The organism is Bradyrhizobium sp. SRL28, from assembly GCF_018596315.1.
GTDB lineage: Bacteria > Pseudomonadota > Alphaproteobacteria > Rhizobiales > Xanthobacteraceae > Bradyrhizobium.
Genome location: NZ_JAHEAG010000010.1, coordinates 101,051 through 124,874 on the forward strand (window position 1 = coordinate 101,051; position 23,824 = coordinate 124,874).

The following is a 23,824-nucleotide window of genomic DNA, read 5'->3' on the forward strand; positions in this document are numbered from 1 at the left end:
TCGGTTAAGATCGAATTGCCCGCGCGGGGCAAAAAAATGTCTTGGATAAGGTGAGTTGCGGGCGATGCGCCACAATTTGGACGTCTTTTCTTAATGCGGACTTTCTCAGAATTGTCGCAATGCGCGCTTCATGCTTCGCCATCTAGGGAGCCTAGGACGAGCGCACGGAACCGCGCATGCGCCTAGGCTCGCAGGAGCATCACATGCGTTATGCAGCTTTCCTTGCCGCCGCGCTCATGCTGGTTCAGCCCGCACATGCAGAGAAGACGCCGGAGGTCGATCCGCGCGCCTCGCTCGGCGTGGTGCAGCAATGGATCTATAACTATCGGGCCAAGCCAGACTACGCCCATGTCCCGGCGGCCGTGCGTGTGCTGTTTCATTCGCAGACGTTCAAGGAGCCAGAGAATGCCGGTATCTATCTCGGCTTTGTCGCCGGTGCGATCGGCTCGAACCCGGCGAAGGCCGAGCAGCTCATCGCCAGTTTCTTTCCCGTCCGGCCGGAAGATGAATGGGTGATCGTCCGCGCCATCGCTTATTCGGGCCTGCCCGACTGGAGAAACGTTCTGCGCCGGGTCGCGCCGCGAATGCCGGGCCGGCGGGTCATGATCGACAGTTACCTGGCAGGCAAGCTGCCGACCTTGACCGACATCCCGCTGGAAGAAGTAAAGCCCGGCATGATGGACAAGCTGCGCGGCGCCTTCACCAAGAATCCCTTCGCCAAGGACGAGCGGAAGCTGAACACGACGCTCACATTTGCGAGCAACCAGGATTTGCTGGATACGCTGTGGGGCTATTATTTTGCGACCGGCTCGCACGCGCCCATCCAACGCATCATCCAGATGCTGCCGTGGAGCAAGAGCCGCGACACGATCGACAAGCTGACGGTTGGAAGCATGGCGCGCTATACGCTGGCAAGTTACGCGATCCGCGATGCCGGCTTGCGCGAATATCTCCGCGGCGAACTTGCCAGACAGCCGGCGGCGGTCAAGGCGCCGCTTGCCGAAGTGGTCGAGGCGGCGGACACGGTGCAGATCGCAGCTCTCCGCAAGGATGCGCTGGCCGCCGTGGATGAACTAAAAATCAAGGGCTCCGATAGCCGCCGCGACCTCAGCTTCTGGGGTCAGGTCGGCGTCGGCGCGGTCGCGCTCGGTTGCGTCTCTGCGGCTGCGCTGGGGCAGGTCGCGGTCGGCATTCCCTGTGTGATCGGCGGTTCGGCCTCGCAGGGATTGCTGTCGTTCTGGGAAAAGCAGCAGTAATCTACGGCCGGTCGCCGCAGCTCATTCCAGTCCGGCGCGGCGAAAGCCTTCGAGATAATGTTCGCGATCGGCGTCGAGCTTCCAGGGTAGCTGCGTCGCGATCCAGGCGAGCGAAATATTGGGCTGGGTCCGGCGCAATTCTTGAAGCGCAGTCCGGGCGAGCTCGATCTGGCCGGTCATGCCGGCCGCGACCGTCAGCACCCGATAGGCGCCGGTGAGGTCGCCGCGCTGGCGGGTCGCCTCGCGCGCCAGTGCAATCGCTTCCTGATAGTTCCTTCCGACGAACTGGGCGTAGGCGGCAACGCCGTAATAGATCGCGGAAGAGGGATCCCTCGGGCTCTGTCGAATAGCGCGTTGCGTTGCCGCATAGGCATCCGTCCACCGTCCGGTGTAGGAGAGCGCCAGCGCGTAGTACCCCTGTGCCAGCGAAAAATTCGGGTTGAGCTGGAGTGCCTGTTCGAACTCGGCCAGCGAGTGCTCCAGCCGGCGCGTGGAGAAATATACGCTGCCGAGGGCCGTATGCGCCCAGGCATCCTCGCTATCGGCGGCAATCGCCGCCAACGCCGCTTTCTCGGCGGTGGGCGCTGCGGTTGCAAGGTCAGTCCAACCCAGATGCACGCCGAACATATGGTTGGTTGCGAACAGGGCTAACGCCTGGCCGTAGTTCGGATCGATCGCAATCGCGCGTTCCAGCAGCGCCTGCGCGGCGAGGCTATCGGGCCGCGTCACCCGCCAGTGATGTGACAGCGCCCGCATCACCAGGTCCCATGCGTCCACGCTGTTGGGCGGCTTACGCCGGCTGCGAAAGTTCTCGGCCGCGTAAATCTGCGGCTCGATCGCGGCGACGATGGCGTCGGTGATCTCGTCCTGCACGGCGAATACGTCGGTCAGCTCGCGGTCGTAATGCTCCGCCCAGATGTGGCTGCCGGTCGCGGTGTCATTGAGCTGCGCCGTGATGCGGACGCGATCGCCGCTCCTTCTTACACTGCCTTCGACCACGTAGCGCACACCGAGTTCGGCAGCGACCTGCCGCATGTGCACCGCCTTGCCCTTGTAGGTAAACGACGAGTTGCGCGCGATCACGAAGAACCAGCGCAATTTCGACAGCGCAGTGATGATGTCCTCGCTGATCCCGTCGGAGAAGTACTCCTGCTCTCGGTCGCCGCTCATATTGTCGAACGGCAGTACGGCAATCGCCGGCCGGTCGGGTAGCGCTAACGCCGAACGCGGTTGTTCTGCTTCTACGCGCGAAGCGGCCTGTGCCTCGCGCGGCCCATTCACGGCGCCGACGAAGCGAATACCCTTGCGAGAAATGGTGCGGATGAGTCGCTGTTCCTTGCCGTTGTCGCCGATCGCGTTTCGAGCGGCGTTGATCCGGCTGTCCAGCGTCGAATCCGAGACGATCCGTCCGCCCCACACCAGCGCAATGAGATCGTCCCGTGTGACCACGCGATCGCGATGTTTCAACAGGTGAACCAGCAAGTCGAATACTTGTGGTTGCATCGCCACCAGATCGCCGCCACGGCGTAGCTCGCGACGATCGGTATCCAGGATGTGATTATCGAAGTTGAATTTCACGTGAGCTTTCTCAAGAAACAATCAAGTCCGTCTAAAGCGGAAGGCAAAGTTCTGGCGCCGTTCTCCGTGCATCCTGCCAAAACAGGGAGTTGCAATCCCATTTCCCTTAGCGGAGTCAATTTTCATGACGGAAACCCAAGCCATCCACCCGGCGATACCGGGCAATCGGGTGCTAAGATTCACTGCATTTCTGTTTGGAGGTGTGGCCTATCTCACATTTCTGTTCACGATTCTGTACGCCATCGGGTTCGTATCGGGGCTCGCCGTGCCGAAGACGATCGATACCGGTGCTAAATCGGGTATAATAGAGGCAATTGTCGTCAATCTCACACTGATGTCGTTATTTGCCGTCCAACATAGCGTCATGGCGCGTAACTGGTTCAAACACTGGTGGACGCGGTTTATTCCCACGGCTGTCGAGCGCAGCACCTATGTGCTGTGTGCAAGCCTGACGCTTCTGTTGCTGTTCTGGCAATGGCGTCCGATGCCGGCCATCATCTGGGATGTCCAGGAGCCCGAAATGGCTATGGTGATCGCTACGGTGTCGTTCGTTGGCTGGGTAATCGTGTTCACGAGCACCTTTCTCATCAATCATTTCGAACTGTTCGGGTTACATCAGGTCGCCAACAATCTGGTAGGCCGCGAGATGCCGGCGCCAGTCTTCCGGACGCCGTTCTTCTACCGCTTTGTCAGACATCCGATCTATCTCGGTTTCATCATCGCCTTCTGGGCGGCCCCGACGATGAGCGCCGGGCATTTGCTGTTCGCGGCGGTGACCACGGCCTACATCTTCGTCGGCATTATGCTGGAGGAGCGTGATCTCGTCGGCATGTTCGGCGATGAATATCGCTATTACCGGGAGCGGGTTTCGATGCTGTTTCCCTGGCGCAGATCTGCCTGACTCACTTCTCAATTGTCGGTAAGGAGAGGGAAGAATGATGAAACATACTGGAAGCTGTTTTTGCGGCGCGGTCGAGGTTCAGGTCACGGGTGCGCCGGAAGGAATGGGTTATTGCCATTGCCGTTCGTGCCGTTCGTGGTCCGGCGGACCGGTGAACGCGTTCACCCTGTGGAAGCCGGAAGCGGTACGGATCACGGCGGGCGCGCAACACGTTGCGACGTTCGAGAAGACACCGACGAGCCAGCGCAAGTACTGCGCGGAGTGCGGCGGTCATTTGATGACCAATCATCCGACGCTCGGGCTGGTCGATGTCTTCGCTGCCACCCTCCCGACATTCCCCTTCACGCCCGGCGTGCACGTCAATTACGCCGAGACGGTGCTGCCGATGCGGGACGGGCTACCCAAGCTGAAGGATTTTCCCGCCGAGCTTGGCGGCTCTGGTGAGGCGATCCCCGAGTAGGAAAGACGGGCTTCCACAGCAGTAACGGGCGCTGCGAACGCTGTTCGCGGCACCTGCGCATCGATAAGAGGCCGCTCGACTCCCCGATCTGACCGGGGACGGGCGGCGTCTTTCTGGGGTAGCGTCATGCCGCGACCCCGCGTGCCGTCTCAAGAGCTATGTGAGCGGCAGGTCCCGCCCTGCAAAATCGGGGTTTGGCGTTACCCGTCTGGTTCCGGTAAGAAAGCCTTGAAGTCGCGGCGAAAAACCTTTGTTTCGCCAAGCAGAATAACAAGAGGAAATGCCGGAAATGACCGCCAGACCGCAATTGCCGGAGCGAACGCCGCGCGTAAAGGGCGAACCCACTGCGCTGGATGGTCTGCTGGTCGTCGACTTCACCCGCGTCGTTGCCGGCCCGGCCTGCACGCAAACGCTGGCCGATTTCGGCGCTGAAGTGATCAAGATCGAAAACCCTGACGGGGGTGACGATACCCGCCATTATGAACACGCGGAAATCGGTGGCGAGAGCGCGGCCTTCCTCAGCCTCAATCGCAACAAGCGCGGCATCGCGCTCGATTTCAACAACCCTGCGGCGCTCGAAGTCGCCCGCGAACTAATCGCGAAAGCCGATGTCGTCGTGGAAAATTTCTCCGGCGGCATAATGAAGAAGTTCGGGCTCGACTATGCTTCCGTCGCGCCGGCCAATCCGAAGCTGATCTATTGCTCGATCTCGGCCTATGGCCGCAAAGGCGAGTTCGCCTTGCGTCCGGGGTTCGATCCGATCACACAGGCCGAAAGCGGCTTCATGTCGTTGAACGGATTTCCGGATGGGGAGCCGGTGCGGACCGGTCCGCCGATCGTCGACATGGCGACGGGTATGTCGGCATGCAATGCGATCCTGCTGGCGCTGATCGCCCGGGACCGGCTCGGCCGCGGCCAGCAGGTCGAGGTCGCGCTGATCGACACCGCCGTGACGATGACCGGTTTCTACGGCATGGCCTATCTGATCAGTGGCGCGAACCCGGGCCGCTTTGGAAATTCGCCGAACGGCTCACCCACCGTCGGCGTTTACCAGGCATCCGATGGGCCGCTTTACATGGCCTGCGCCAACGACCGCCTGTACCGTCGGCTCGTGGTGGACGTCCTCGACCGGCCGGACCTCGTCACCGATCCCGAGTTCGCGCACAGGAAGAACCGAACCGCCAACAAGGAAAAGCTGCGCGCCATCATCGCCGGTGTCTTCGCCAGCGACAGCCTCGAGCATTGGATGGCGAAGATGAAGAAAGCCAACATACCGGTAGGCTATTTGCGTACCGTAGAGGAAGGCTTCAACGCGCCGGAAGTGCGCGACCGCCATCGTCTCAGCCAGATTGCGCATCCGACCGCGGGCGCCGTCCCCAATATTGAAACGCCGCTGCAGATGAGCCTGACGCCAACCGTCGATCCCGTGGCGGCACCGCTGCTCGGCGAGCATACCAGGGACGTGCTCCGAAAGACCCTCGGCTACGATGACCGACGTATCGCTGATCTGGCCGAGGCGGGGGCTTTCGGGAAGCCGGGCAATACGGCCTGAGCGGCGGCGATCGGGTTTGAGTATCTGCAGCGGGGGCAGTCGGCCAGGAAATGTATTTGAGCCCGGGGGGCCGCAGCGCGAAAATGCCTGCGGTCTTTTCATTCCAGGATTCGTCTGCGTTGCTGCAAAATGCAAAGAGCAAGAACGGTGAGCGTTGTGCTTACTTGATCATTGAAGGTCGTTGTCAGCTGTCGTGATGGCGTTGCAAGTGTAACGCATGATGGCGCGGCTCGCGCGAGGCTGTCCGCTCGGACGGGTCGCGGCCAAGCGTGGGCTTCAAATCCACGAGGTCGATGAAGGCGTCGGCCTGACGCCGAAGTTCATCGGCGATCATCGGAGGATGGCTGGCAATCGTTGAGACGACGGTGACGCGAACTCCTCGACGTTGTATCGCCTCCACCAGCGGGCGGAAGTCGCCGTCACCTGAGAACAGAATCATCTGATCGATATGCTCGGCAAGCTCCATGGCATCAACAGCGAGTTTGATGTCCATGCTGCCCCTCATCTTGCGATGACCGCTGGCGTCGATGAATTCCCTGGTCGCCTTGGTGACCACGGTATAGCCGTTATAGTCGAGCCAGTCGATCAAGGGACGGATCGACGAATATTCCTGATCCTCGATGATCGCGGTGTAGTAGAACGCGCGAACCAGCGTCCCGCGACTTTGGAATTCCTTGAGCAGTCGCTTGTAATCCACATCGAAACCAAGCGTCTTGCTGGCCGCATGAAGATTGGCGCCATCGATAAGGAGTGCGATCTTGGTACAGCCAGATGACATTTGGGTAATGGCTCCCAAATCGGACAGCAAGGCATTGGAGACATCAGTTCACGTTATTTGTACAAGAGCCAGGAAGCCATCAAACGCCGCCAGGTTCAGGTTGTCAAGGAATGGCGCGGCAACAAGGACGTGTGCTTTGCGCCGCCACGAAAAGCGGGCCGCAGCGGCATCGCGAGTGGAATTGCCCACTAAACCATAGAGTGGGGCAGGGTCTTGTTGTGGCGCGGAGAGACGCCCGCCGGGTACGAAGACCATCCGCTTGAGCTTGTTGATGGCGCGAACGGCGTAACCGAGTCCGAACGGAAGGGTCTGGCGGAAGAAGGCGATCTTCTTCACATGGCTCTCGACATGCCATTTGACGTGCGCTCCGTCGCGAAACAATATCACGTCACCGACGCCATAGCGCCTCGGCGGCATGCCCTCGCTCTCGAGCACGATCGATCCTTCGAGGATCATGATGGTTTCGTCGACGTCATAGTACCAGTTGAACTTGCCCTCGGTGCAGGACCAGATCACAGTCTTGGTAGTGCCGCACGCGCTGGTTGACAGCTCGCGCGAGCGGGCTTCCGGATTGCCCTCAAGGATCCAGGATGGCTCGATCGGCGACGGCTTGAGATCCACGTTGCAATGGGCGGTTTCAACAAGCGCAAGCGACATCGATGATCTCCACGGATTGAATGAGGATGCACGGCTTCAAAAGCGTCCCGGTGGCGCTAGCAGCGGCTATTATTCTTCCGGCAGCCACACGATGAGATTATCGCAAAAAGAAGGAAGAATCTACTTAGCCAGCAAGTAGATGTGCGATGTGCCCAACGGAACGCGAGTTACCTCCAAAGAGGCACCTACAGGTCGCGTGTCAAACTTGAGATGAAGATACAATGCGAGCTACCCTTTGATCCCTGCTGACCGTGTTGAGGGTAGGGCGTTCTTGAGATCAGGTTTGAGGAAGGGTGCTTCACTCCTAGAAACTCAGACTGTCAGAGCACTCAGCCAGACGCCGCAACAAGGGATCGATCGATTGTTTGGCGTACGTCAGATCGAACTTCGATCACGACGGGGCCGTTCGCCGACATTGCTTCCGCGACGACCTCGGCTGCCTGCGCTGCGTTCGTGATCATAAAGCCCTGCGCGCCGAATGCGCGGGCAAGGGCGACAAAATCGGGGTTGGACAGATCCGTACCCCAGGGGCGTTTCGGAAATGCTCTCTCCTGATGCGAACGGATGGTTCCGTACGACTGGTTGTTGGAGATCACGATCTTCATATTGAGCCCGCGAGCAACGGCAGTTGCCAACTCGTTCCCGGTCATCAGGAAGCCGCCGTCGCCGCAAAACGCGATCACCTGACGATTCGGATGACGAAGGCTCGCGCTCAATGCAGAAGGAACGCCGCTGCCCATCGCACCGCAGGCGGAGCCGAGCAGTCGAGCTGACGGCCTGAAGCGGAATATCCGGTGTACCCAGGCGGCGAAGTCACCGGAGTCGGTCGTCACGATACCATCTGCTCTGAAAAGCTTTGCGAAGGCCGCAACCGCATGGCCCAGCACATCAGCGCTGGGGATACGCTGCTCGGGCCATGTGTGCACCGCTTCCCGAGCCTTCGCCACGGCTTCGATCCACTCACCGCGCTCGCGTGCGACGACCGGCAAGTCGAGCCAGGATCTCAGAAAGGGATGCGCCGACGAGACGATCGCAACATTCGTATGGAAGTGGGTCCCGATCGCATTCGGATCGGGGTAGACGTGAACCAGAGGCTGAGGCGTCGGCGATTGTCGCGGAAACCGGAATCCCAGGGAAGACAAGTCGCCGAGCCGCGTTCCGATCGCAACGATCAGATCGGCTCGCTCAAAGAGCTTGACATGAGCTGGCGACGTGAAGAAGCCAAGGTGCCCGATCCAGAGCCGGTGATCGTTCGGGAATTGATCCTGCATCTTGGTGGTGACTGCGACTGGAGCATTCCAGCGCTCGCTCAGCGCGATCAGATCCTTGCGAAATCCCGCAGTTCGACACTCTCCGCCGACCAGCAGAATCGGCCTCTCCGCCTCGCCGACCAAAGCGGCCGCCTGCTCGACGGCGGCTCGACTGGGCTCGGCCCGCGCAACGCCGTGAACCCTGGCGGAGAGCAGGCCGGCCTCCATCTCAAGAACATCTTGAGGAAGCTCGATCACAACCGGCCCCGGCGTGCCGCCAAGCGCCACGGAAAATGCGCGCGCCATCATCTCGGGCGCCTGGGCCGCTGAATCGATTCTCGTGGACCATTTAATAAGGCCACTGAACGCCCGCCCGGTGTCGATCTCCTGCACTGCGTTACGATTGAGGTCTGGCGTCTCGACCTGACCAACCAGCACTACGAGGGGTATGGCCTCCTGGGAAGCGACATGGAGGCCAATCGCCGCGTTGGATGCGCCCGGTCCCCGGCTTGCCATCACCACGCCGGCGCGGCCGGTGAGCTTGGCGTCGGCGACTGCGGCAAGACTGGCGCTTCCCTCGTGGCGGCAAGTCACGAGATCGATCTCGTCGCGTTCGTACAGAGCGTCAAGGAGCGCAAGAAAGCTTTCGCCGGGTACGCCAAATGCCCGGTCGACGCCATGCGCGATCAGGGAATCCACGATCAGATCGGCAACCCGAAAAGCCATGCCACACCATCTCAGTTAGAAGGCCATCACCAGCCTGATCGGTTGGATAACGCACCGACCCGTCTCACGCCGCAAGCTTTACCGCGTGCGCGAAATCCCAATACAGCTTACGCGCACGCGCATAGAAGGGGCCGGGCGCGAGCTGCCGGTCGTCGATCCGGATCACCGGTGCGACCTTGGCGAAATTGCCGGTCGAAAAGATCTCGTCCGCTGCGAGAAAATCGGCATAGCGCAGCGTGGCCTCTATCACGGTGACGCCTTCGCCGCGCAGGAGTTCGATCACCCGCCGCCGGGTGATGCCGTTCAGGAAGGTGCCGTTCGGCGCTGGCGTGTAGACGGCACCATCTTTCGCCATGAACACGTTGGCATTGCCGAACTCCGCCACGTTGCCGAGCATGTCCAGCATCAGGCAGTTCTGGAAGCCGCGTGAGGCGGCCTCGATCAGCGCACGCGAACAGTTCGGGTAGAGACAGGCGGCCTTGACATCGACCGGCGCGCATTCGGCGGTCGGTCTGCGGAATGGAGACAGCGTGATCGCGCTGCCGACAGGCTTCGGGATCGGCGCTTCGTAGATGCAAAGGCACCAGTCGGTCGTTTCCGGATCGTAGAGCACGCCGCCGCCGACGCCATTCTGCGGCCAATACATCGGCCGGATGTAGAGCTCGGCATTGGCCGGGAAGCGGGCGATGCCTTCGTGCGCCAGACCTAGCCACGTGTCGAGATCGACGATGGCCTTGAGTCCGAACTTGACCGCGGATTGATTGACGCGGGCGCAATGGAGGTCCAGGTCAGGCGTAACGCCTTCGAAAGCGCGTGCACCATCGAACACGGTCGAGCCGAGCCAGAGCCCGTGGGTGCGTGGTCCCATGATCGGGACATTGCCCTCGTGCCACTCTCCTTGGAAGAACGTCCATGTCCGGGAATGGCTGACGGGCTTGCTGTTCGGAATCATGACGGTCCTCCGTATAGGCGACTGAGTTACGGTCCATAGATCACCAGCTCGGTATCCGACAGATCGGCAAGCCGGGGGCACTGCGGACCCTTGAAGTATCTGCGGCCGCGCGGCTCGCGATAGAAGCCGACCAGGTCTTTCATGCGGCCATTGGCATCGAGAGCGACCGAGATCCGGCCGCGCCGGAGCAGGAAGCGGCCGATCGCGCCGGCGCAGGCGACATAGTCGGCCACATCGTGGCAATAGATCAGCTGCATAGCCAGCCGCGCGATCCGGCGGGTACGCATCGGCTGCAGGACGAAGGGAAAGACGCGGCCGTCAGCCGCACGGCACACCAGGCTGAGGCAGCCGTAGGCCGCGTGCCGTGCCAGCAGCATGACGTCGGCTTTGGACAAGCCGTCGATCGCCTGCGCGTTCGGCAGCACGACTTCGACGCGCATGCCCTTCGCGGAACGCGACAGCGCGGGAAAGGAAAAGAACGAGCCACCGCAATACGAGCGGAATCCCTGGGCTTCGATGGTCGGCCAGGTCCACTGCGCCGGGCTGATGTTGAGGTAAGTGACGTGCTCGTGGCGCTGCGCGACCTTGGTCAGCATCGGCGCGTAGTTGCGGAAGGCGGGTTCTACATACCAGCTGGAAACATTGCAGCGGATGCAGGTCCCGCCGCCGTCGTCCCGCCCGGCGTAGATCAGCAGCAGAACACCAACGGGCGTCCCCTCATAGTCGAGCATGTAGCCAAAGCGCGGGAAACCTTCGGGCACCTCGCGCATGGACGCGCGCCGGAGCCCTTCCATCCAGTAGTCGCGCGAGCGGATCTCAAAGCCGCGCGTCAAGAGGTCGGCGACGGCGGCAAGATCAGCTCTTCCTATCTCGCGACACCGGATCATGGTCCGAACTCCGTCATACGATCCGATCCCGCTTCTTCGTCAGCAGGTCGGCGAGCGAGAGCCCGGCGAGCGGATCGCGGCCGTCGTCCGGCGCTGGAATCTCCGGATCGCGCGGTGCCCAGCTTGCGTCTATGGCGACGAGCCGGAATTCCGGTTACGGAGCGGGCCTCCTTCTTGCGCCTCCTGCCGTTAGCCATGGTGCCCGAATACACGGTCTCTGCCGCGGCCCGAGTCCGACCGCGTTCGACTGCTGCCGTTAAGGGCCAGCGGCCTTGAAAGTGTGGCTCGCTGCGACGCCATGTACAGCAGCCAGTTGCGGTAAATGCGCCTGGCCGGCCGATGCCAGACGTTTCTCAGATTCCTCGCCAGGCGATCGGCCGGGAAGTCGGCGAAGAACTCCGGACATCTGTCCGAAAGGGCTTTTTGCCGGAAGGTGGTCAGTATCTCTTCCGCCTTCGTGCCAAAATAACCTCGCGGTATCGTCGGACAGACTTCGTTCTCTCCCCGAAGGAACCGACCCATGTCCCGTCTGTATTCGCCCAACAGGCACGGGGTATCGTATTCCGGATGGCCCTGGAAATGGACGAAGAGGCTCTTCTTCTGCTGCTTGACGAAGCAGTCGACCCCGGCCTCCGCCGACTTTGTGAGAACGGAATATCCGCAACTCGCGATAGCTTCCTCCTGCACCTCGTTCCACCGGGCATGCGGTATTCTGAAGGTCGCTGGAATATCGTGCATCAAGGGATGATCTGTCGCCTTCGTTTGAGCGAAGACACCGATGCATTTGGCAGGCAGCTTGTGGCGCTCCACGCCGTCCATATGCAGGACGGCCGCATGGACAGCGAGACAGGAATACACCGACGAGATCGTATTCTCCTTGGCCCAGTCCATGACCTGGACGAGGCTGGTCCAATAGGGCTCTTCCGGCAGGCGGGCAGCTCTCGGTTCGGCGCCGGTCACGATTATTCCGTCCAGGCTGCCGATCACCAGATCGTCGGTGCTGCGATAGTATCGACTCACGTAATCGCGCCCCCATTCTGAACGGGGCGTCGTCGCCATCGTGTATAAGTGCAGCCTGACAACGAGCTTTCCGGCCGCCGCGCCGAGCAGGTCGAACAGCTGGCGCTCGGTGGACATCAAGGCGGCATCCGGCATGTTGTTGATCAGCCCGATGTCGAGGCACTCCGCCCGGTTTCCCAGTGACGCCTTTGCGGTGGCGCTTCCGCTCGGTGCTCTCGAGAGGAGGTGGTGGTCGTAAGAGTCTGTGTCGACTAGGACAGGCATCGGAATGCCTTCATGGCTGTGTGGATTTCAATCCGCGGCATGGAGCGCCTGATCGAGGTCGGCGATGATGTCGTCGGCGTGCTCGATTCCTACGCTCAGCCTGATCATCTCGGGCCGTACGCCGGCCTTTTTCTGCTCTTCCGGCGACATTTGCCGGTGCGTGGTCGATGCGGGATGGCAGGCGAGCGATTTCGCGTCGCCAATATTGACCAGCCGCTTGAACAGTTTGAGCGCATCGTAGAACCGCTTGCCGGCCTCGAACCCTCCAGCTACGCCGAAGGTCAGCAACGAACATGCCCGGCCGCCCAAATATTTCTGCGTCAGCGCATGATAGGGGCTGTCGTGGAAGCCCGCGTAGTTCACCCATCCGACGCGGCGGTCGTTGCGCAGAAACCATGCGACCTTTTCGGCATTCTCGACGTGGCGCTCGATCCGCAGCGCGACGCTCTCGATGCCCTGGAGCAACAGGAAGGCGTTCATCGGCGCCAGGATGGAGCCGGTGTTCCTCAAGGAGACAGCGCGGCAGCGCGCGATATAGGCGGCGGGCCCGTAGCGTTCGGTGAAGACCAGCCCATGGTACGATTTCTCCGGCTCATTCATCATCGCAAAGCGCTGGCCTTGCTCCGCCCACGGGAATTTGCCGCCGTCGACGATGATTCCGCCGAGTGTGGTGCCGTGCCCACCCATGAACTTCGTCAGCGACTCCACCACGACATCAGCGCCGTATTCGATCGGTCTGAGCAGGATCGGGGTAGCCACCGTGTTGTCGACGATCAGCGGCACGCCGTGCCTGTGGGCGACCTCGGCCATCGCTTCGATGTCGCAGACGTTTCCGGCCGGATTTCCGACGCTCTCGCAGAACACCGCCCGCGTCTCGTCGTCGATCAATCTTTCAATGCTCGCCGGACTGTCGTCTTCCGAAAACCGGACCGTGATGCCCTGCCGCGGCAGGATATGCGCGAACAGCGTATGCGTGGTGCCGTAGAGTTGCGGGACCGAGACGATGTTGGTGCCCATCTCCGCGATGTTGGTCACCGCATAGTTCACCGCGGCCTGGCCGCATGCCACGCTGAGCGCTTCGATGCCTCCTTCCATGGCGGCAACGCGCTTCTCCAGCACCGCGTTGGTCGGATTGCCGATCCGGGTGTAGCGGAAGCCGTCTACCTCGAGGTTGAAGAGCGCGGCGCCATGGTCGGCGCTGTCGAAGGCGTAGGAGGCCGTCTGGTAGATCGGCACGGCGACGGCCTTGGTGGCCGGATCGTTGTCGAAGCCACCGTGGACGGCGATGGTCTCTCTTTTCATGGAGGTTGGCCCTTCGGCTCTGCGGGCGCGGGCTACCTCGGGATTTCGTTGGAGCATTGCATTTCCTCGAATGCCGAAAATCGTCTAGCGATCGTTCCGCGGGAAGCCGAGCAGGTCCCGCACAGCGGTCGGCCATTTGGCGACGTTGGTGCCGTGCGTGTGGAACATGGCGACGGCGAGACGGTCCATTCCGAAGGCCACGCAGGCGGTATGGGCCGGCTCCCCGGTGGCATCCGCGATGTTCCAGGTGACGCCGAAATGATCGCGGTGGTAATTGAAGCTCATGCAGGCGGTCGGTTGCTCATCGGAGCGCAGAGGCACCAGCAGCTCGAACTTCAGCGCCTGCTGTTGCTGGCTCACCGCCTTCATCCGTCCGACCCGGCCGAAGAACGGATCGCTGGCGTAGTCGACCCTGAAGGTCAGCCCGAGATCGCTGGCGATCTCCTGCGCAAGCGTCATCCAGCGCTCCCGGAATTCGGAGACGTGGTCGGGGCTGCCGATGCAGACGTATTCGCGCATCCTGAAGGACTGCAACCGGTCGAGATGGCGCGAGGGCTCGCGACGGAAGCAATCGGCGGCCACGTCGAAGAGCCAGCCCTCCGCCGGTACCGGACCGCGGCTCGCCGCGATCGGATAGACGGGATAGCAGGCGGCCGGCGACAGCACCAGGTCGGCCGGCGACAGCGCCGCGGTCCAGTCTCCCCCGGCATCGAAGCGGCCGACCGCTACGTCGATCTCGCTTTCCGTGCCGTGCAGGCCGCAGACGCAGCCTAGCAGGTTCGGGAAGCTCTTCAGATAGCCCGACCGCTCGAGCTGCCCGCGGTTCATGACGGGAGGGAAGCGCATCACCTCGGCGTCCGGTTCGCGATACCGCGTGATCAGCGCCGCAAGCCGCTCCACGATGTCTTCGTAGAGCGCGGTGCGGGCATAGACCCCCGGAGAGCCCATTCGGTGGAACAGCGCATCGGCGAGATGGTCTAGCGGATCAGCGGTTTCCACCGGTGCGGCGGCAAACATGGCCACGTTCATATCGAGCCCCATTCCTTTGAGAAAAAAAATTAATCGCGCAGCGACACCGGGACGGCGCTCATCAGCGTGGCGCTACCCATGCTGGTGAGGATGCGGTCGTTGTTGATCATGATTGGAGCTGAAAGCACGTCGCGGAGGTGGCGGCCAATGCTGACGTCGGTGTCGTTGCGGTAGCCGGACAGGCCGCAGGCGCGCATCGCGTGCAGCACGGCTGCGACGGCGAGCTCGGAAGCCTCCACCTTGAGAAGGTTGATCGAGGACTGAAAGTCGATGGACGACAGTGCGCGCCCGTCCTGTTCGCGGGCCGCATAGGACTCGAGATTCGCGGCGATGATGGCGCGCAGTTTGTTCAGCGTCATCTTGGCGGAAGTGAAATGTGACGCGGCGGGAGGCATGTTGCCGCCGGATCCGCGAGCGGCCTTGCGGATGAATAGCTGCGCGCGGTCAACTGCGGCGGCCGCAATTCCCGCCCAAACCGACGACCAGCACAGATGGGCGACCGGCGTCATCGTCTGCGCATGGATCCTGTCGTAAGGCACGGGGAATATCTGTTCCGCGGTGCCCTTGAAGTTCAGCTTGAAGCCGGCGCTGCAGGTTCCACGCATGCCGAGCGTCTCCCATGCGAGAGTGGGCTCCAGCGTATAGTCGTCCCGGGTGATGGCCAGCATCACCTGATCGGATCCGGCGGCCTCGTCGGCGCGGCGGGCGATAGTGACGATGCCGTCTGCCTCGGCGCCGTAGGAAATCACCGTCGCGTCGCGCATTAGCGAGATCTCGGTGCCGGCGTGCTCCACTGCCGCTGAACTGAAGCGTATGTTCCCGCCGTTCTGGCCTTCCGTGGTCGACGACGCCAGCAGCAGCTGTTCGGCCGCTACGCGGCGCATCAACCCTTCGTGCCAGTCGCTGCCCGCGCCGTGGCGGACCAGACACGCGACCTTGGTTTGATGCATCGCGAAGATCATCCCGGCCGATGCGCAGGCGCGGCCGAGCGCGTAACACATGTCGGTCACCTCGGATATCGATGCGCCGTCTCCGCCGAATTCGACTGGGATCTGGGTACCCAGAAGTCTCTGCTTGCGCGCCGCGTCGATGGCTTTCCGCGGGAATCGAGCCTCGCGGTCCACCGCTTCGACCTCTGTCGCCGCCGCCTCTGCGACGGCGGCTGCCCGCTGCCGGAATGAGGGGCGATCGGAACCGAATTGTACTCGGCTGCTTTCCTGGGCCAAGTTGCGGAACTGGACTTCCTGCACGTTCATGGCCCTAAGCCTCCCATTTGATGGTCGGACGACCCGCACCTAATGGTCGGATGGTCGGGCGACCGCACCGCGTTGAGATGATTTCCGCGCGCATTCGAGGGCGGCAATCTAACCGACGGCGCTTGCGGTGTCGGCGGCGCAAAGGTGGATGTCGATGAGCAATGCGCTTCCGGGCGAGGTACCTCCGAAGTAGAACTGTTGACCCAAGTTGCAGTCAGGTATCTTTGCATCGATGACAATCATGCCATGTCACGCGATGAGTGGGGTTGAAATGCAATACGTTAGCGCCAGCGTTCAGGACCGTGTTCTTTTCGTCGTCAAGAGCGTCCTCAAGCAGAACTCGATCGCCGCGGACGTCCATCCGGAGTCGCGATTGGTAGACATCGGGCTGGACTCGATGGATATGGTCGCGCTGATGCTCAAGGTCGAAGCCGAGTTCGATCTCACCCTTCCTCAACCCGAGATTACGCCCGAGAATTTCCAATCGGTGAAGACGCTGGAGCTGATGATCCTCAACCAGCTCGGACCCGGAGCGGGATGAAGCACTTGAACAGCTCCGGTACCGAGCGACGCCGCATCGACAATGCTCGCAAGGTCGCGTCCGGTCCGCGCCTCTACCGTTCCATCGCAGCTTTATCTCTTCGGGAGGCGATCCGCGCTGACATCGATCAAACTCATCTGCATGGTCAGGTCATGGAAGCAGGGGTGATCCAGCGGGCGACTCGAAGTGACGTGCCGTGGCGCAGGCCCTCCGTCGCCAAAACCTGGCTGAAGGCCATCGAACTGACCTCGCAGATTGAGGCCGAGCCGCATCGACTGTTCGCTGACGTCGTGGAAGACTGGGCAAAGCGGCAGCCCGGGCGCCCCGCATTGCTCTCGGATGGCCAATCCTTCACCTACGGGGAGCTTGCCGCCCGGATCAACCGATATGCGCGCTGGGCACTGAGCCTCGGCATCCGTACCGGCTGCACCGTCTGCCTTCTGATGCCCAACCGGCCGGACTACCTCGCTTGCTGGCTCGGCATCAGCAGGGTCGGCGGCACGGTGGCGTTGATCAACACCAGGCTGGTCGGACGGTCGCTCGCCCACTGCATCGACCTCGCACGCGCCGATCATGTCATTCTTGCCGCCGAGTGCGTGGATGCGTTCGAGACCGCACGCCCGCATCTGGATCGCGTGCCGCCCATCTGGAGTCTCGGTGCCGGCGGGGCAGGCGCAGATCTGGATGCGGCGCTCGCGGCCGCGGACGCCCGCCCGCTGCCCTCCGCCGAGCGTGGCCACGTCTCGATCAATGAATGCGCGCTCCTCATCTACACCTCGGGCACCACCGGGCTGCCGAAGGCCGCGAACGTCAGTCATCGCCGCATTCTCAGCTGGGGTGGATGGTTTGCCGGGCTCACGGATGCTTCCGCGGACGACCGTCTCTACGATTGCCTGCCGCTCCATCATTCCGTGGGCGGCGTCGTCGCGCCCTGCAGCATGCTGCGCGCGGGCGGTTCGGTCGTGATCGCGGAGAAATTCTCCGCGACGAACTTCTGGGACGACATCGTGCGTTTCGACTGCACCGTCTTCCAGTATATCGGCGAGCTCTGCCGCTACCTGCTGAACGCGCCGGCGTCCGGGCCAAAATCAGGACACGGGCTGCGGCTGGCCGTCGGCAACGGACTGCGCGGCGACATCTGGGAGGCGTTCGCCGGGCGGTTCGCGATTCCTCATATCCTCGAATTCTACGCAGCGACGGAAGGCAATTTTTCGCTGTTCAACGTGGAAGGAAAGCCGGGCGCGATCGGCCGGATCCCGCCGCTGCTGGCGCATCGCTTTCCCGCCTCGATCGTGAAGGTCGATGCCGACAGCGGCAGCCCGGTCCGCGGCGAGGACGGGCTCTGCATCGTCTGCGCCCATGGTGAGGTCGGTGAGGCGATCGGGCGCATCGGCGCCGCCGATCAAAGTGGCAGCCCCTTCGAGGGTTACACCGATCCGGCCGAGACCGAGAAGAAGGTCCTGCGCGACGTCCTTGCCGAAGGCGATGCCTGGTTCCGCACGGGCGATCTGATGCTGCGCGACGAGCAGGGCTACTTCCATTTCGTCGACCGGGTCGGCGACACGTTCCGCTGGAAGGGCGAGAACGTCGCGACCGGCGAGGTGAACGACGCGATAAGGGACTGCCCCGGCGTTCTCGATGCCTCGACCTACGGGGTCGCCGTTCCCGGCGGCGACGGCCGCGCCGGCATGGTGGCTTTGGTAGCGGACCAAGGGTTCGACTTCAGGATCTTCGCCGAACACCTGGCGCGCCGGCTCCCGGTCTATGCGGTTCCGATCTTCGTCAGGTTCTGCCGCGCGCTCGACGCCACCGAGACCTTCAAGCAGAACAAGCAGCGGCTGATCCGCGAGGGATTTGATCCCTCGGTCGTGAGCGACACACTGTTCCTTCGTGATCCGGCGACCGGCGATTATTGTCCGATCGACCGCGCCGTCTACGCGCGCATCGTAGAGGGCGGAATCAGGTTCTAGCATCGGCTCGAGAGCCGTCTTTTTGAAAGGTGAGGTGTTTCATGTCAGTAAGGTCGAGGATTTTCTCGGCGATGCAGCAGATTGCCGAAGAACAGAAAGTCACGCTTCCGCCGCTCCAGGACGATCTATCGCTCCACGACACCGGGTTCGATTCGCTGGCGTTCGCTATCCTGGTCGCGCGTCTGGAGGACGATCTCGGGATCGATCCGTTCACCATCGCGGAGGATGCCGCCTTCCCATCGACTGTAGGCGAGTTTGTCAGAGCCTACGAAAATGTCCCCGCCTGAGACCTTCGCACTGCGCGAATATCTCGGCCCGGAGCTTAAGGGCCGCACGATTTGCGATGGCCGGCACAGCGTATCGCTGACCGACATTCTCAGGAATAGCTGCCTGACCGGCAGATCCTGCGAGCTGTCCGGCCGATCGGTGCTGCTTGCGGCGTCGGGGCAGCTGCAGTCCGCGCTCGCAATGATGGAGCTCGACGGGGTCGCCCGCCGCATGCTCCTGTGCCCGCCCGACCTCGATCCGGATCGCATCCAGACGTTACTAGCGGATGCCGAGATCGATGCCATCGTCACCGATCAGCCGCACCGATGCGATGCTGGCAGGTACTTGGTCGTCGGCGTCGGCCTGCCCGAACGTCCGGCTGTGGGATGGAGGACCGAACGCGCGACAGAGTGGCTGATGCTGACCTCGGGCACATCCGGGTTGCCGAAGATCGTCGGACATACGCTCGATGGGCTGGCCGGCGCAATTATCGCCGACGGGCCTGCGCGCCACCGGAATGCGACCTGGGCGACGTTCTACGACATCCGCCGCTACGGCGGCTTGCAGATCTTCTTGCGCGCCGTGATCGGCGGCGGATCGATGGTGCTGTCGGAGCCCGGAGAGGCCATCGCGGATCACGTGGCACGGCTGCGCGCAGGCGGCGTCACCCACATCTCTGGGACGCCGTCGCACTGGCGCAAGCTCCTGATGAGCGGTGCTGCCGCGAACTTCTCGCCGCGCTATGTCCGTCTGTCCGGCGAAATCGCCGATCAGGCGGTGCTCGACGGCCTGGCTCGTGCGTTTCCGCATGCGTCGGTCGGCCATGCCTATGCCTCCACCGAGGCCGGCGTCGGTTTCGCGGTCGATGACGGGCGCGAGGGTTTCCCCGCCGATCTCATCGGGCGGAACCGCGACGGCGTCGAAATGAAGGTCATCGACGGCTCGCTCCGGATCCGCTCCCATCGCACGGCGCACGCCTATATCGGCGCCGACGCGCCACCGCTCGCCGATGCCGAGGGCTTCGTCGACACCGGCGACATGGTCGAGCTGCGCGGCGAGCGTTACCACTTCGTCGGCCGGCGCGGCGGCATCATCAACATCGGCGGACTGAAGGTCCATCCCGAGGAGATCGAGGCCGTGATCAACGGGCACGAGTCGGTGCGGATGTCGCGCGCGCGGTCGCGCAAGAGCCCGATCACCGGCGCCATCGTCGTCGCCGACATCGTCCTCGCCGACGGCGCTGATGCGGGTCGCCAGGAAACGATCCGCACGGAAATTCTCGGCCGGTGCAAGGACTCGCTGGCGGCATATAAGGTGCCTGCAGTGATCCGCTTCGTCGAACGGCTCGACGTCACCGCAGCGGGAAAACTGGCGCGCGCCGATGCGTAACGTCCTCGTCACCGGCGGCAGCCGCGGCATCGGACTTGCGATTGCGCGCAGGCTCGCCTCATCCGGCGACTACAATGTGGTGGCGGTCGCGCGCCGCGAGAGCGAGGATCTGGCACGCGCCATCCGCGAGGCGGGAGCAGACCGCCTGCACTTCAGGGCGTTCGATCTCGGCCAGACAGACAAGATTCCCGCCTTCGTGAAAGAACTGCGCGACGCCTTCGGCGCGATCTATGGCCTCGTCAATAATGCCGGGATCGGCACCGAAGGGCTGCTGGCCAATATGCGCAATTCCGAGATCGAGGCGTTGATCCGTCTGAACGTGCTGTCGCCGATCGTTCTGACCAAATACGTGGTGCGCCATATGATGGCTGACGGCGCCGGGCGCATCGTCAACATCTCCTCCATCATCGCCTCGACCGGCTACAACGGCTTGTCCGTCTACGCCGCGTCCAAGGCTGCGGCCAGCGGCTTCACCCGTTCGCTGGCCCGCGAAGTCGGCAAGCTCGACATCACCGTGAATGCGATCGCGCCCGGCTTCGTCGACACCGAATTGACCAAGTCCTTGGACGACGACGGCCGCCGGCGTATCGCCGGCCGCAGCGCGTTGCGCCGCTTGCCCGAGGCCGACGACGTCGCGTCCATGGTCGAGTATCTCCTCGGAGAAGGCGGCCGCAACATCACCGGCACCGTTCTGACGGTGGACGCCGGCAACACCGCCTGACCGCCGCGACGGCAGGCTTGCGCCCTCGCGGCGCACCGCATTCGTGCTCCGTTGAATGAAGCCGACACTCGTGCAGCCTCCCGCGCAGCAAAGTACGGGTGTTAAAAAACGACAGGTTGAATCGATAGCATTCGTGCTGTGCGCGTCCCCGCCCACCTACGGTGGTTACTGAAATCAAGCTCTCGATCTGGTTGGTCATCCGTTGCCTGATGCTGGCAGCGGCTTTCTTGGATGTACCCCTTAAGAGTTTGCCAGCAGCGGGCAAGCGAAGTGCATAAGGTGCGTGATGACGCATTTGTGAAGGCCATCTCACCGTGCGGCGGTTGATGGCAGATGGGTCGACCAATGAAGAACCGGTCATTCTCAGGCAAGGGTGACGTAGCTGTCGCCTACGAGATCTCGGGCACGTCGCGCGTCGATTCGGACAGGACGCTATTTGCCCAGACTACAATGATGCATCTGCAAGCGGAACGACGAGCGGCGCCCGCGTGGAGCGCTGCCGCTGTCGTCGGGATGACGTGGGAGCCCCAACCGCTGGCTTCCGCGGATCAGGCGCGAGACGCGGCGGATGAGCAACGCGCAATGAAGGTTTGCATGGAGGCGCTACATCCGTAGCACAGGGCTTCCGGCACCGGGGATCGGCAGCGCCTTCAAAGCTTGGAAAGGAATTGGCTGATGAATTGGTCTTTTGGTTTAGGTCCGCGACTTCTACTCCTGGCATTGACCTCTTTGCCCGTGATCATTCAGCCGTTCGATGCGGACGCGCAGACGCAAAATGCCCGGATGCAAGGCGTTCGTCCATTGCCTCGCGAGACGCAGAAGCCGCAAGTGGCGATGAATGCCTGGACAGTCGGTGTTGCAGGAGGCCTTCTCGAGGGGGCGCCAATCCGTCTGGCGGCAGAGATCGCCCGCGTCGTAGACGATGGACACAATCTGCACGTTCTGCCGATCGTGACACGCGGTGCCACGGAAAACGTGAATTCACTGCTCTATTTGCGCGGCATCGACGCCGCGATCATCAATTCCGATGCGCTGGAGGAATATAAGAGCCAGGTGCCGGATATTCAGCAACGGCTTGCCTACGTCCTGAATCTATTCCCGTCCGAACTTCATATCTTCGTTCGTCCCGAGATTCAGAGCCTGAACGATCTCGCCGGCAAGAAAGTGAACTTCAATACCCAGGGTACCGCCGCAGCCTATTCGGGCCCGCTGATCTTCAGTCGGCTCGGCCTCGAGGTGGAAAAGACGTTCATCCCGCATCAGGTTGCGCTCGAGCAGATGCGTAAGGGCGAGATAGCGGGGGTCGTCTTCATTACGTCGAAGCCGGTAGATGCTTTCGTGCGCGGCCGTTGGGAGCCGGGGTTCAAGTTCTTGCCAATGCCCTATGACAGCAAGTTCGAGGACTATTATCTGCCCGCCACACTCGATGCCGCGGACTATCCCAATCTGATCAAGCCGGGCGAACGAGTAACGACGATTGCCGTTCCGACCGCTCTCGTCGCTTTCAACTTCCCAGCCAAATCGAATCGCTACCAGCGCATCGCACGTTTCGTCGATCATCTGTTCTCGCGGATCGGCAAGCTGCAGGAACCCGGCTTCGACCCGAAATGGAAATTGATCAACCTCGCGGCGACGGTTCCTGGCCTCACGCGCTTCCCTGCGGCGCAAGCGTGGCTCGAACGCCAACCGCGCGCAACGCATGCATCGCAATGAGAGCCGCAGCCATCCCGATTGTAGCTGGAATCGCGCTCACAAGCGGGATTGCCTGGACGCAAGGAGCAGAAAATCCAACGGCGCAGATTCGCGACTGCATCCCGATGGAGCGGACCGAGCGGCTGGAGTGCCTGGACAAGGTGTCGCGGGCAATCGCGACGGCACATCAGGCGGCCTCCAAGGGAGACAACTGGATTATCAGCCAAACGACCTCGCCAGTCGACTATTCACCCGTTGCCACCGCCACGACCGTGTCGAACGATGGTGAGGCGGCCGAATCCGCAATGAAGCTTTCAATTCGCTGCCGCAAGGGTCGGACCGAATTGGTAGTCGCAGGACCCGGCATTTCGGGCCGCGGCAACGATTATGCGATTTCCTATCGTGTTAACGATGGTCAGCAGGTGCAGATCGCAGCAGCGCCGCCGGCGTTCGGGGCAGGGGTCGCGTTCGGGGGCGACGTTACTCGCTTGCTGCAGTCTCTTCCGGACACTGGGAGCCTCAGCGTCCACCTGGCACCCCGCACAGGAACCGCGCTGGATGGAACGTTTTCGCTCGGCGGGTGGGAAGCGGTGCGCGCGAAGCTGATTGCTGCGTGCAAATGGACACACCCGGCCGAGAAACCGAACAGGTGATGGTGTTGGATTAGTCTGTACAGGAGAGGCCCAATGAACATGTTTCAGCACTTTGCGAAGGTAGCCACGGTAGGAGTCTTCACGGCATTGTTCGCCGCATCATTCGCGGCGGCGCAGGAGAGCGGACGAAACCGGGTGCCACCAAAGGTGGGTACGGCCACGCTCCAGCCCGGCGCTGCGGCAAAACCCGCCACCACGTCCATGCAGAAGCGCGCCCCCCTTGCTGCGATGGCCCGGGCTGAACCCGACTCCATAGCGCATCGTTTAATCCTGCAGGTGAACACGAACGACGCTGCCGCGATGAACCTTGCGCTCAACAACGCAACGAATGTTGCACAGTACTATAAGGAGGCTGGCGAGAAGGTAAAAATTGAGGTGGTCACATTTGGACCCGGCCTGCACATGCTGCGCGACGACACGTCGCCGGTAAAGGCTCGCATCGAGGAGATGACGCTGAGTACGCCGGAGGTGTCGTTCAAGGCCTGCGGCAACACTCAGGAAAGAATGCGCAAGGCCGAGAACAAGGACATCGCGATTGTTCCTCAGGCAGAGGTGGTGAAATCAGGCGTAGTGCATGTGATGGAGTTGCAGGAGAAGGCGTGGTCCTACGTAAAGCCATGAGCGAGGCATCGGCTCATAACTCGGCCGACGCATGGTAGTGGAGATGGAGACGGCCACGCCGGCTAACCGGACGTGGCCGATCTCCGGCTACGCGCAAGGCTC

The 23,824-nt window shown here is 62.2% G+C and carries 21 protein-coding genes and 1 pseudogene; 12 read left to right on the forward strand and 10 right to left on the reverse strand.

Translation table 11 applies throughout. From position 1 onward, the window contains the following. Positions 1–203 precede the first annotated feature (203 nt). Positions 204–1,256, forward strand: coding sequence for a hypothetical protein (locus tag KIP88_RS21310; protein WP_214489932.1), 1,053 nt, complete (start codon positions 204–206; stop codon positions 1,254–1,256). Between the two features lie 21 nt (positions 1,257–1,277). On the opposite strand, the gene KIP88_RS21315 is transcribed toward KIP88_RS21310, so the two are convergent. After that, positions 1,278–2,834, reverse strand: coding sequence for a winged helix-turn-helix domain-containing tetratricopeptide repeat protein (locus KIP88_RS21315; RefSeq protein WP_214489933.1), 1,557 nt, complete (start codon positions 2,832–2,834; stop codon positions 1,278–1,280). 124 nt (positions 2,835–2,958) lie between these two features. On the opposite strand from KIP88_RS21315, the gene mddA reads away from it, so the two are divergent. The 3 genes from mddA to KIP88_RS21330 all read left to right on the forward strand — a co-directional run bounded on the left by mddA (position 2,959) and on the right by KIP88_RS21330 (position 5,747). After that, the gene (gene mddA / locus KIP88_RS21320; RefSeq protein WP_214489934.1) at positions 2,959–3,735 is read left to right on the forward strand and encodes a methanethiol S-methyltransferase; all 777 of its coding nucleotides are present in this window, start codon (positions 2,959–2,961) and stop codon (positions 3,733–3,735) included. 37 nt (positions 3,736–3,772) lie between these two features. Beyond that, positions 3,773–4,195, forward strand: a complete 423-nt coding sequence (locus KIP88_RS21325; protein WP_214490053.1) for a GFA family protein — start codon at positions 3,773–3,775, stop codon at positions 4,193–4,195. A 289-nt stretch (positions 4,196–4,484) separates the two neighbouring features. Beyond that, positions 4,485–5,747 (forward strand): CaiB/BaiF CoA-transferase family protein, encoded by a 1,263-nt coding sequence (locus tag KIP88_RS21330; protein WP_214489935.1) that lies wholly within the window; start codon positions 4,485–4,487, stop codon positions 5,745–5,747. Between the two features lie 184 nt (positions 5,748–5,931). Here the strand turns inward: KIP88_RS21330 and KIP88_RS21335 are convergent, their stop codons facing one another. From KIP88_RS21335 to KIP88_RS21375, 9 genes and pseudogenes are all read right to left on the reverse strand, one after another. After that, a complete protein-coding gene (locus tag KIP88_RS21335; RefSeq protein ID WP_214489936.1) occupies positions 5,932–6,525 on the reverse strand; it encodes an NYN domain-containing protein in 594 nt (197 codons plus the stop codon). 222 nt (positions 6,526–6,747) lie between these two features. Continuing rightward, positions 6,748–7,182: pseudogene (locus KIP88_RS21340) on the reverse strand (cupin domain-containing protein); the annotation flags it as partial. Positions 7,183–7,511: 329 nt separating this feature from the next. Then, complete coding sequence (locus KIP88_RS21345; protein WP_214489938.1) at positions 7,512–9,158, reverse strand: thiamine pyrophosphate-dependent enzyme; 1,647 nt, start codon at positions 9,156–9,158, stop codon at positions 7,512–7,514. Positions 9,159–9,222: 64 nt separating this feature from the next. Continuing rightward, positions 9,223–10,110, reverse strand: a complete 888-nt coding sequence (locus KIP88_RS21350; protein ID WP_214489939.1) for a branched-chain amino acid aminotransferase — start codon at positions 10,108–10,110, stop codon at positions 9,223–9,225. 26 nt (positions 10,111–10,136) lie between these two features. Further along, the gene (locus KIP88_RS21355) at positions 10,137–10,997 is read right to left on the reverse strand and encodes an acyl-CoA acyltransferase (RefSeq protein ID WP_214489940.1); all 861 of its coding nucleotides are present in this window, start codon (positions 10,995–10,997) and stop codon (positions 10,137–10,139) included. 189 nt (positions 10,998–11,186) lie between these two features. Continuing rightward, a complete protein-coding gene (locus KIP88_RS21360) occupies positions 11,187–12,281 on the reverse strand; it encodes a homoserine O-succinyltransferase (RefSeq protein WP_214489941.1) in 1,095 nt (364 codons plus the stop codon). 27 nt (positions 12,282–12,308) lie between these two features. Next, complete coding sequence (locus tag KIP88_RS21365) at positions 12,309–13,583, reverse strand: O-acetylhomoserine aminocarboxypropyltransferase/cysteine synthase family protein (RefSeq protein WP_214489942.1); 1,275 nt, start codon at positions 13,581–13,583, stop codon at positions 12,309–12,311. A gap of 84 nt (positions 13,584–13,667) precedes the next feature. Next, entirely contained in the window at positions 13,668–14,612 is a 945-nt protein-coding gene (locus KIP88_RS21370) for an amino acid--[acyl-carrier-protein] ligase (RefSeq protein WP_214489943.1), read from the reverse strand. A 29-nt stretch (positions 14,613–14,641) separates the two neighbouring features. Beyond that, a complete protein-coding gene (locus tag KIP88_RS21375) occupies positions 14,642–15,868 on the reverse strand; it encodes an acyl-CoA dehydrogenase family protein (protein ID WP_214489944.1) in 1,227 nt (408 codons plus the stop codon). 271 nt (positions 15,869–16,139) lie between these two features. On the opposite strand from KIP88_RS21375, the gene KIP88_RS21380 reads away from it, so the two are divergent. From KIP88_RS21380 to KIP88_RS21415, 8 genes are all read left to right on the forward strand, one after another. Beyond that, a complete protein-coding gene (locus KIP88_RS21380) occupies positions 16,140–16,409 on the forward strand; it encodes a phosphopantetheine-binding protein (protein ID WP_214489945.1) in 270 nt (89 codons plus the stop codon). Between the two features lie 152 nt (positions 16,410–16,561). Further along, positions 16,562–18,379: a long-chain-acyl-CoA synthetase gene (locus KIP88_RS21385; protein WP_214490054.1), complete on the forward strand. Its 1,818-nt coding sequence runs from the start codon at positions 16,562–16,564 to the stop codon at positions 18,377–18,379. Positions 18,380–18,420: 41 nt separating this feature from the next. Then, on the forward strand, positions 18,421–18,666 hold the full coding sequence (locus KIP88_RS21390; RefSeq protein WP_214489946.1) for an acyl carrier protein: 246 nt from the start codon (positions 18,421–18,423) through the stop codon (positions 18,664–18,666). Next, entirely contained in the window at positions 18,653–20,035 is a 1,383-nt protein-coding gene (locus KIP88_RS21395; RefSeq protein ID WP_214489947.1) for a class I adenylate-forming enzyme family protein, read from the forward strand. The genes KIP88_RS21390 and KIP88_RS21395 overlap by 14 nt, the downstream gene beginning before the upstream one ends. After that, positions 20,028–20,756 carry an SDR family NAD(P)-dependent oxidoreductase gene (locus KIP88_RS21400; RefSeq protein WP_214489948.1) on the forward strand — a complete coding sequence of 243 codons (729 nt, stop codon included), beginning with the start codon at positions 20,028–20,030 and terminating at the stop codon, positions 20,754–20,756. Before KIP88_RS21395 ends, KIP88_RS21400 begins: the two co-directional genes overlap by 8 nt. A 675-nt stretch (positions 20,757–21,431) precedes the next feature. After that, positions 21,432–22,469 carry a TAXI family TRAP transporter solute-binding subunit gene (locus KIP88_RS21405; RefSeq protein WP_214489949.1) on the forward strand — a complete coding sequence of 346 codons (1,038 nt, stop codon included), beginning with the start codon at positions 21,432–21,434 and terminating at the stop codon, positions 22,467–22,469. Beyond that, positions 22,466–23,101 (forward strand): hypothetical protein, encoded by a 636-nt coding sequence (locus tag KIP88_RS21410; protein WP_214489950.1) that lies wholly within the window; start codon positions 22,466–22,468, stop codon positions 23,099–23,101. Before KIP88_RS21405 ends, KIP88_RS21410 begins: the two co-directional genes overlap by 4 nt. Before the next feature lie 33 nt (positions 23,102–23,134). Beyond that, entirely contained in the window at positions 23,135–23,722 is a 588-nt protein-coding gene (locus KIP88_RS21415; RefSeq protein WP_214489951.1) for a DsrE family protein, read from the forward strand. Positions 23,723–23,824: the final 102 nt, after the last annotated feature.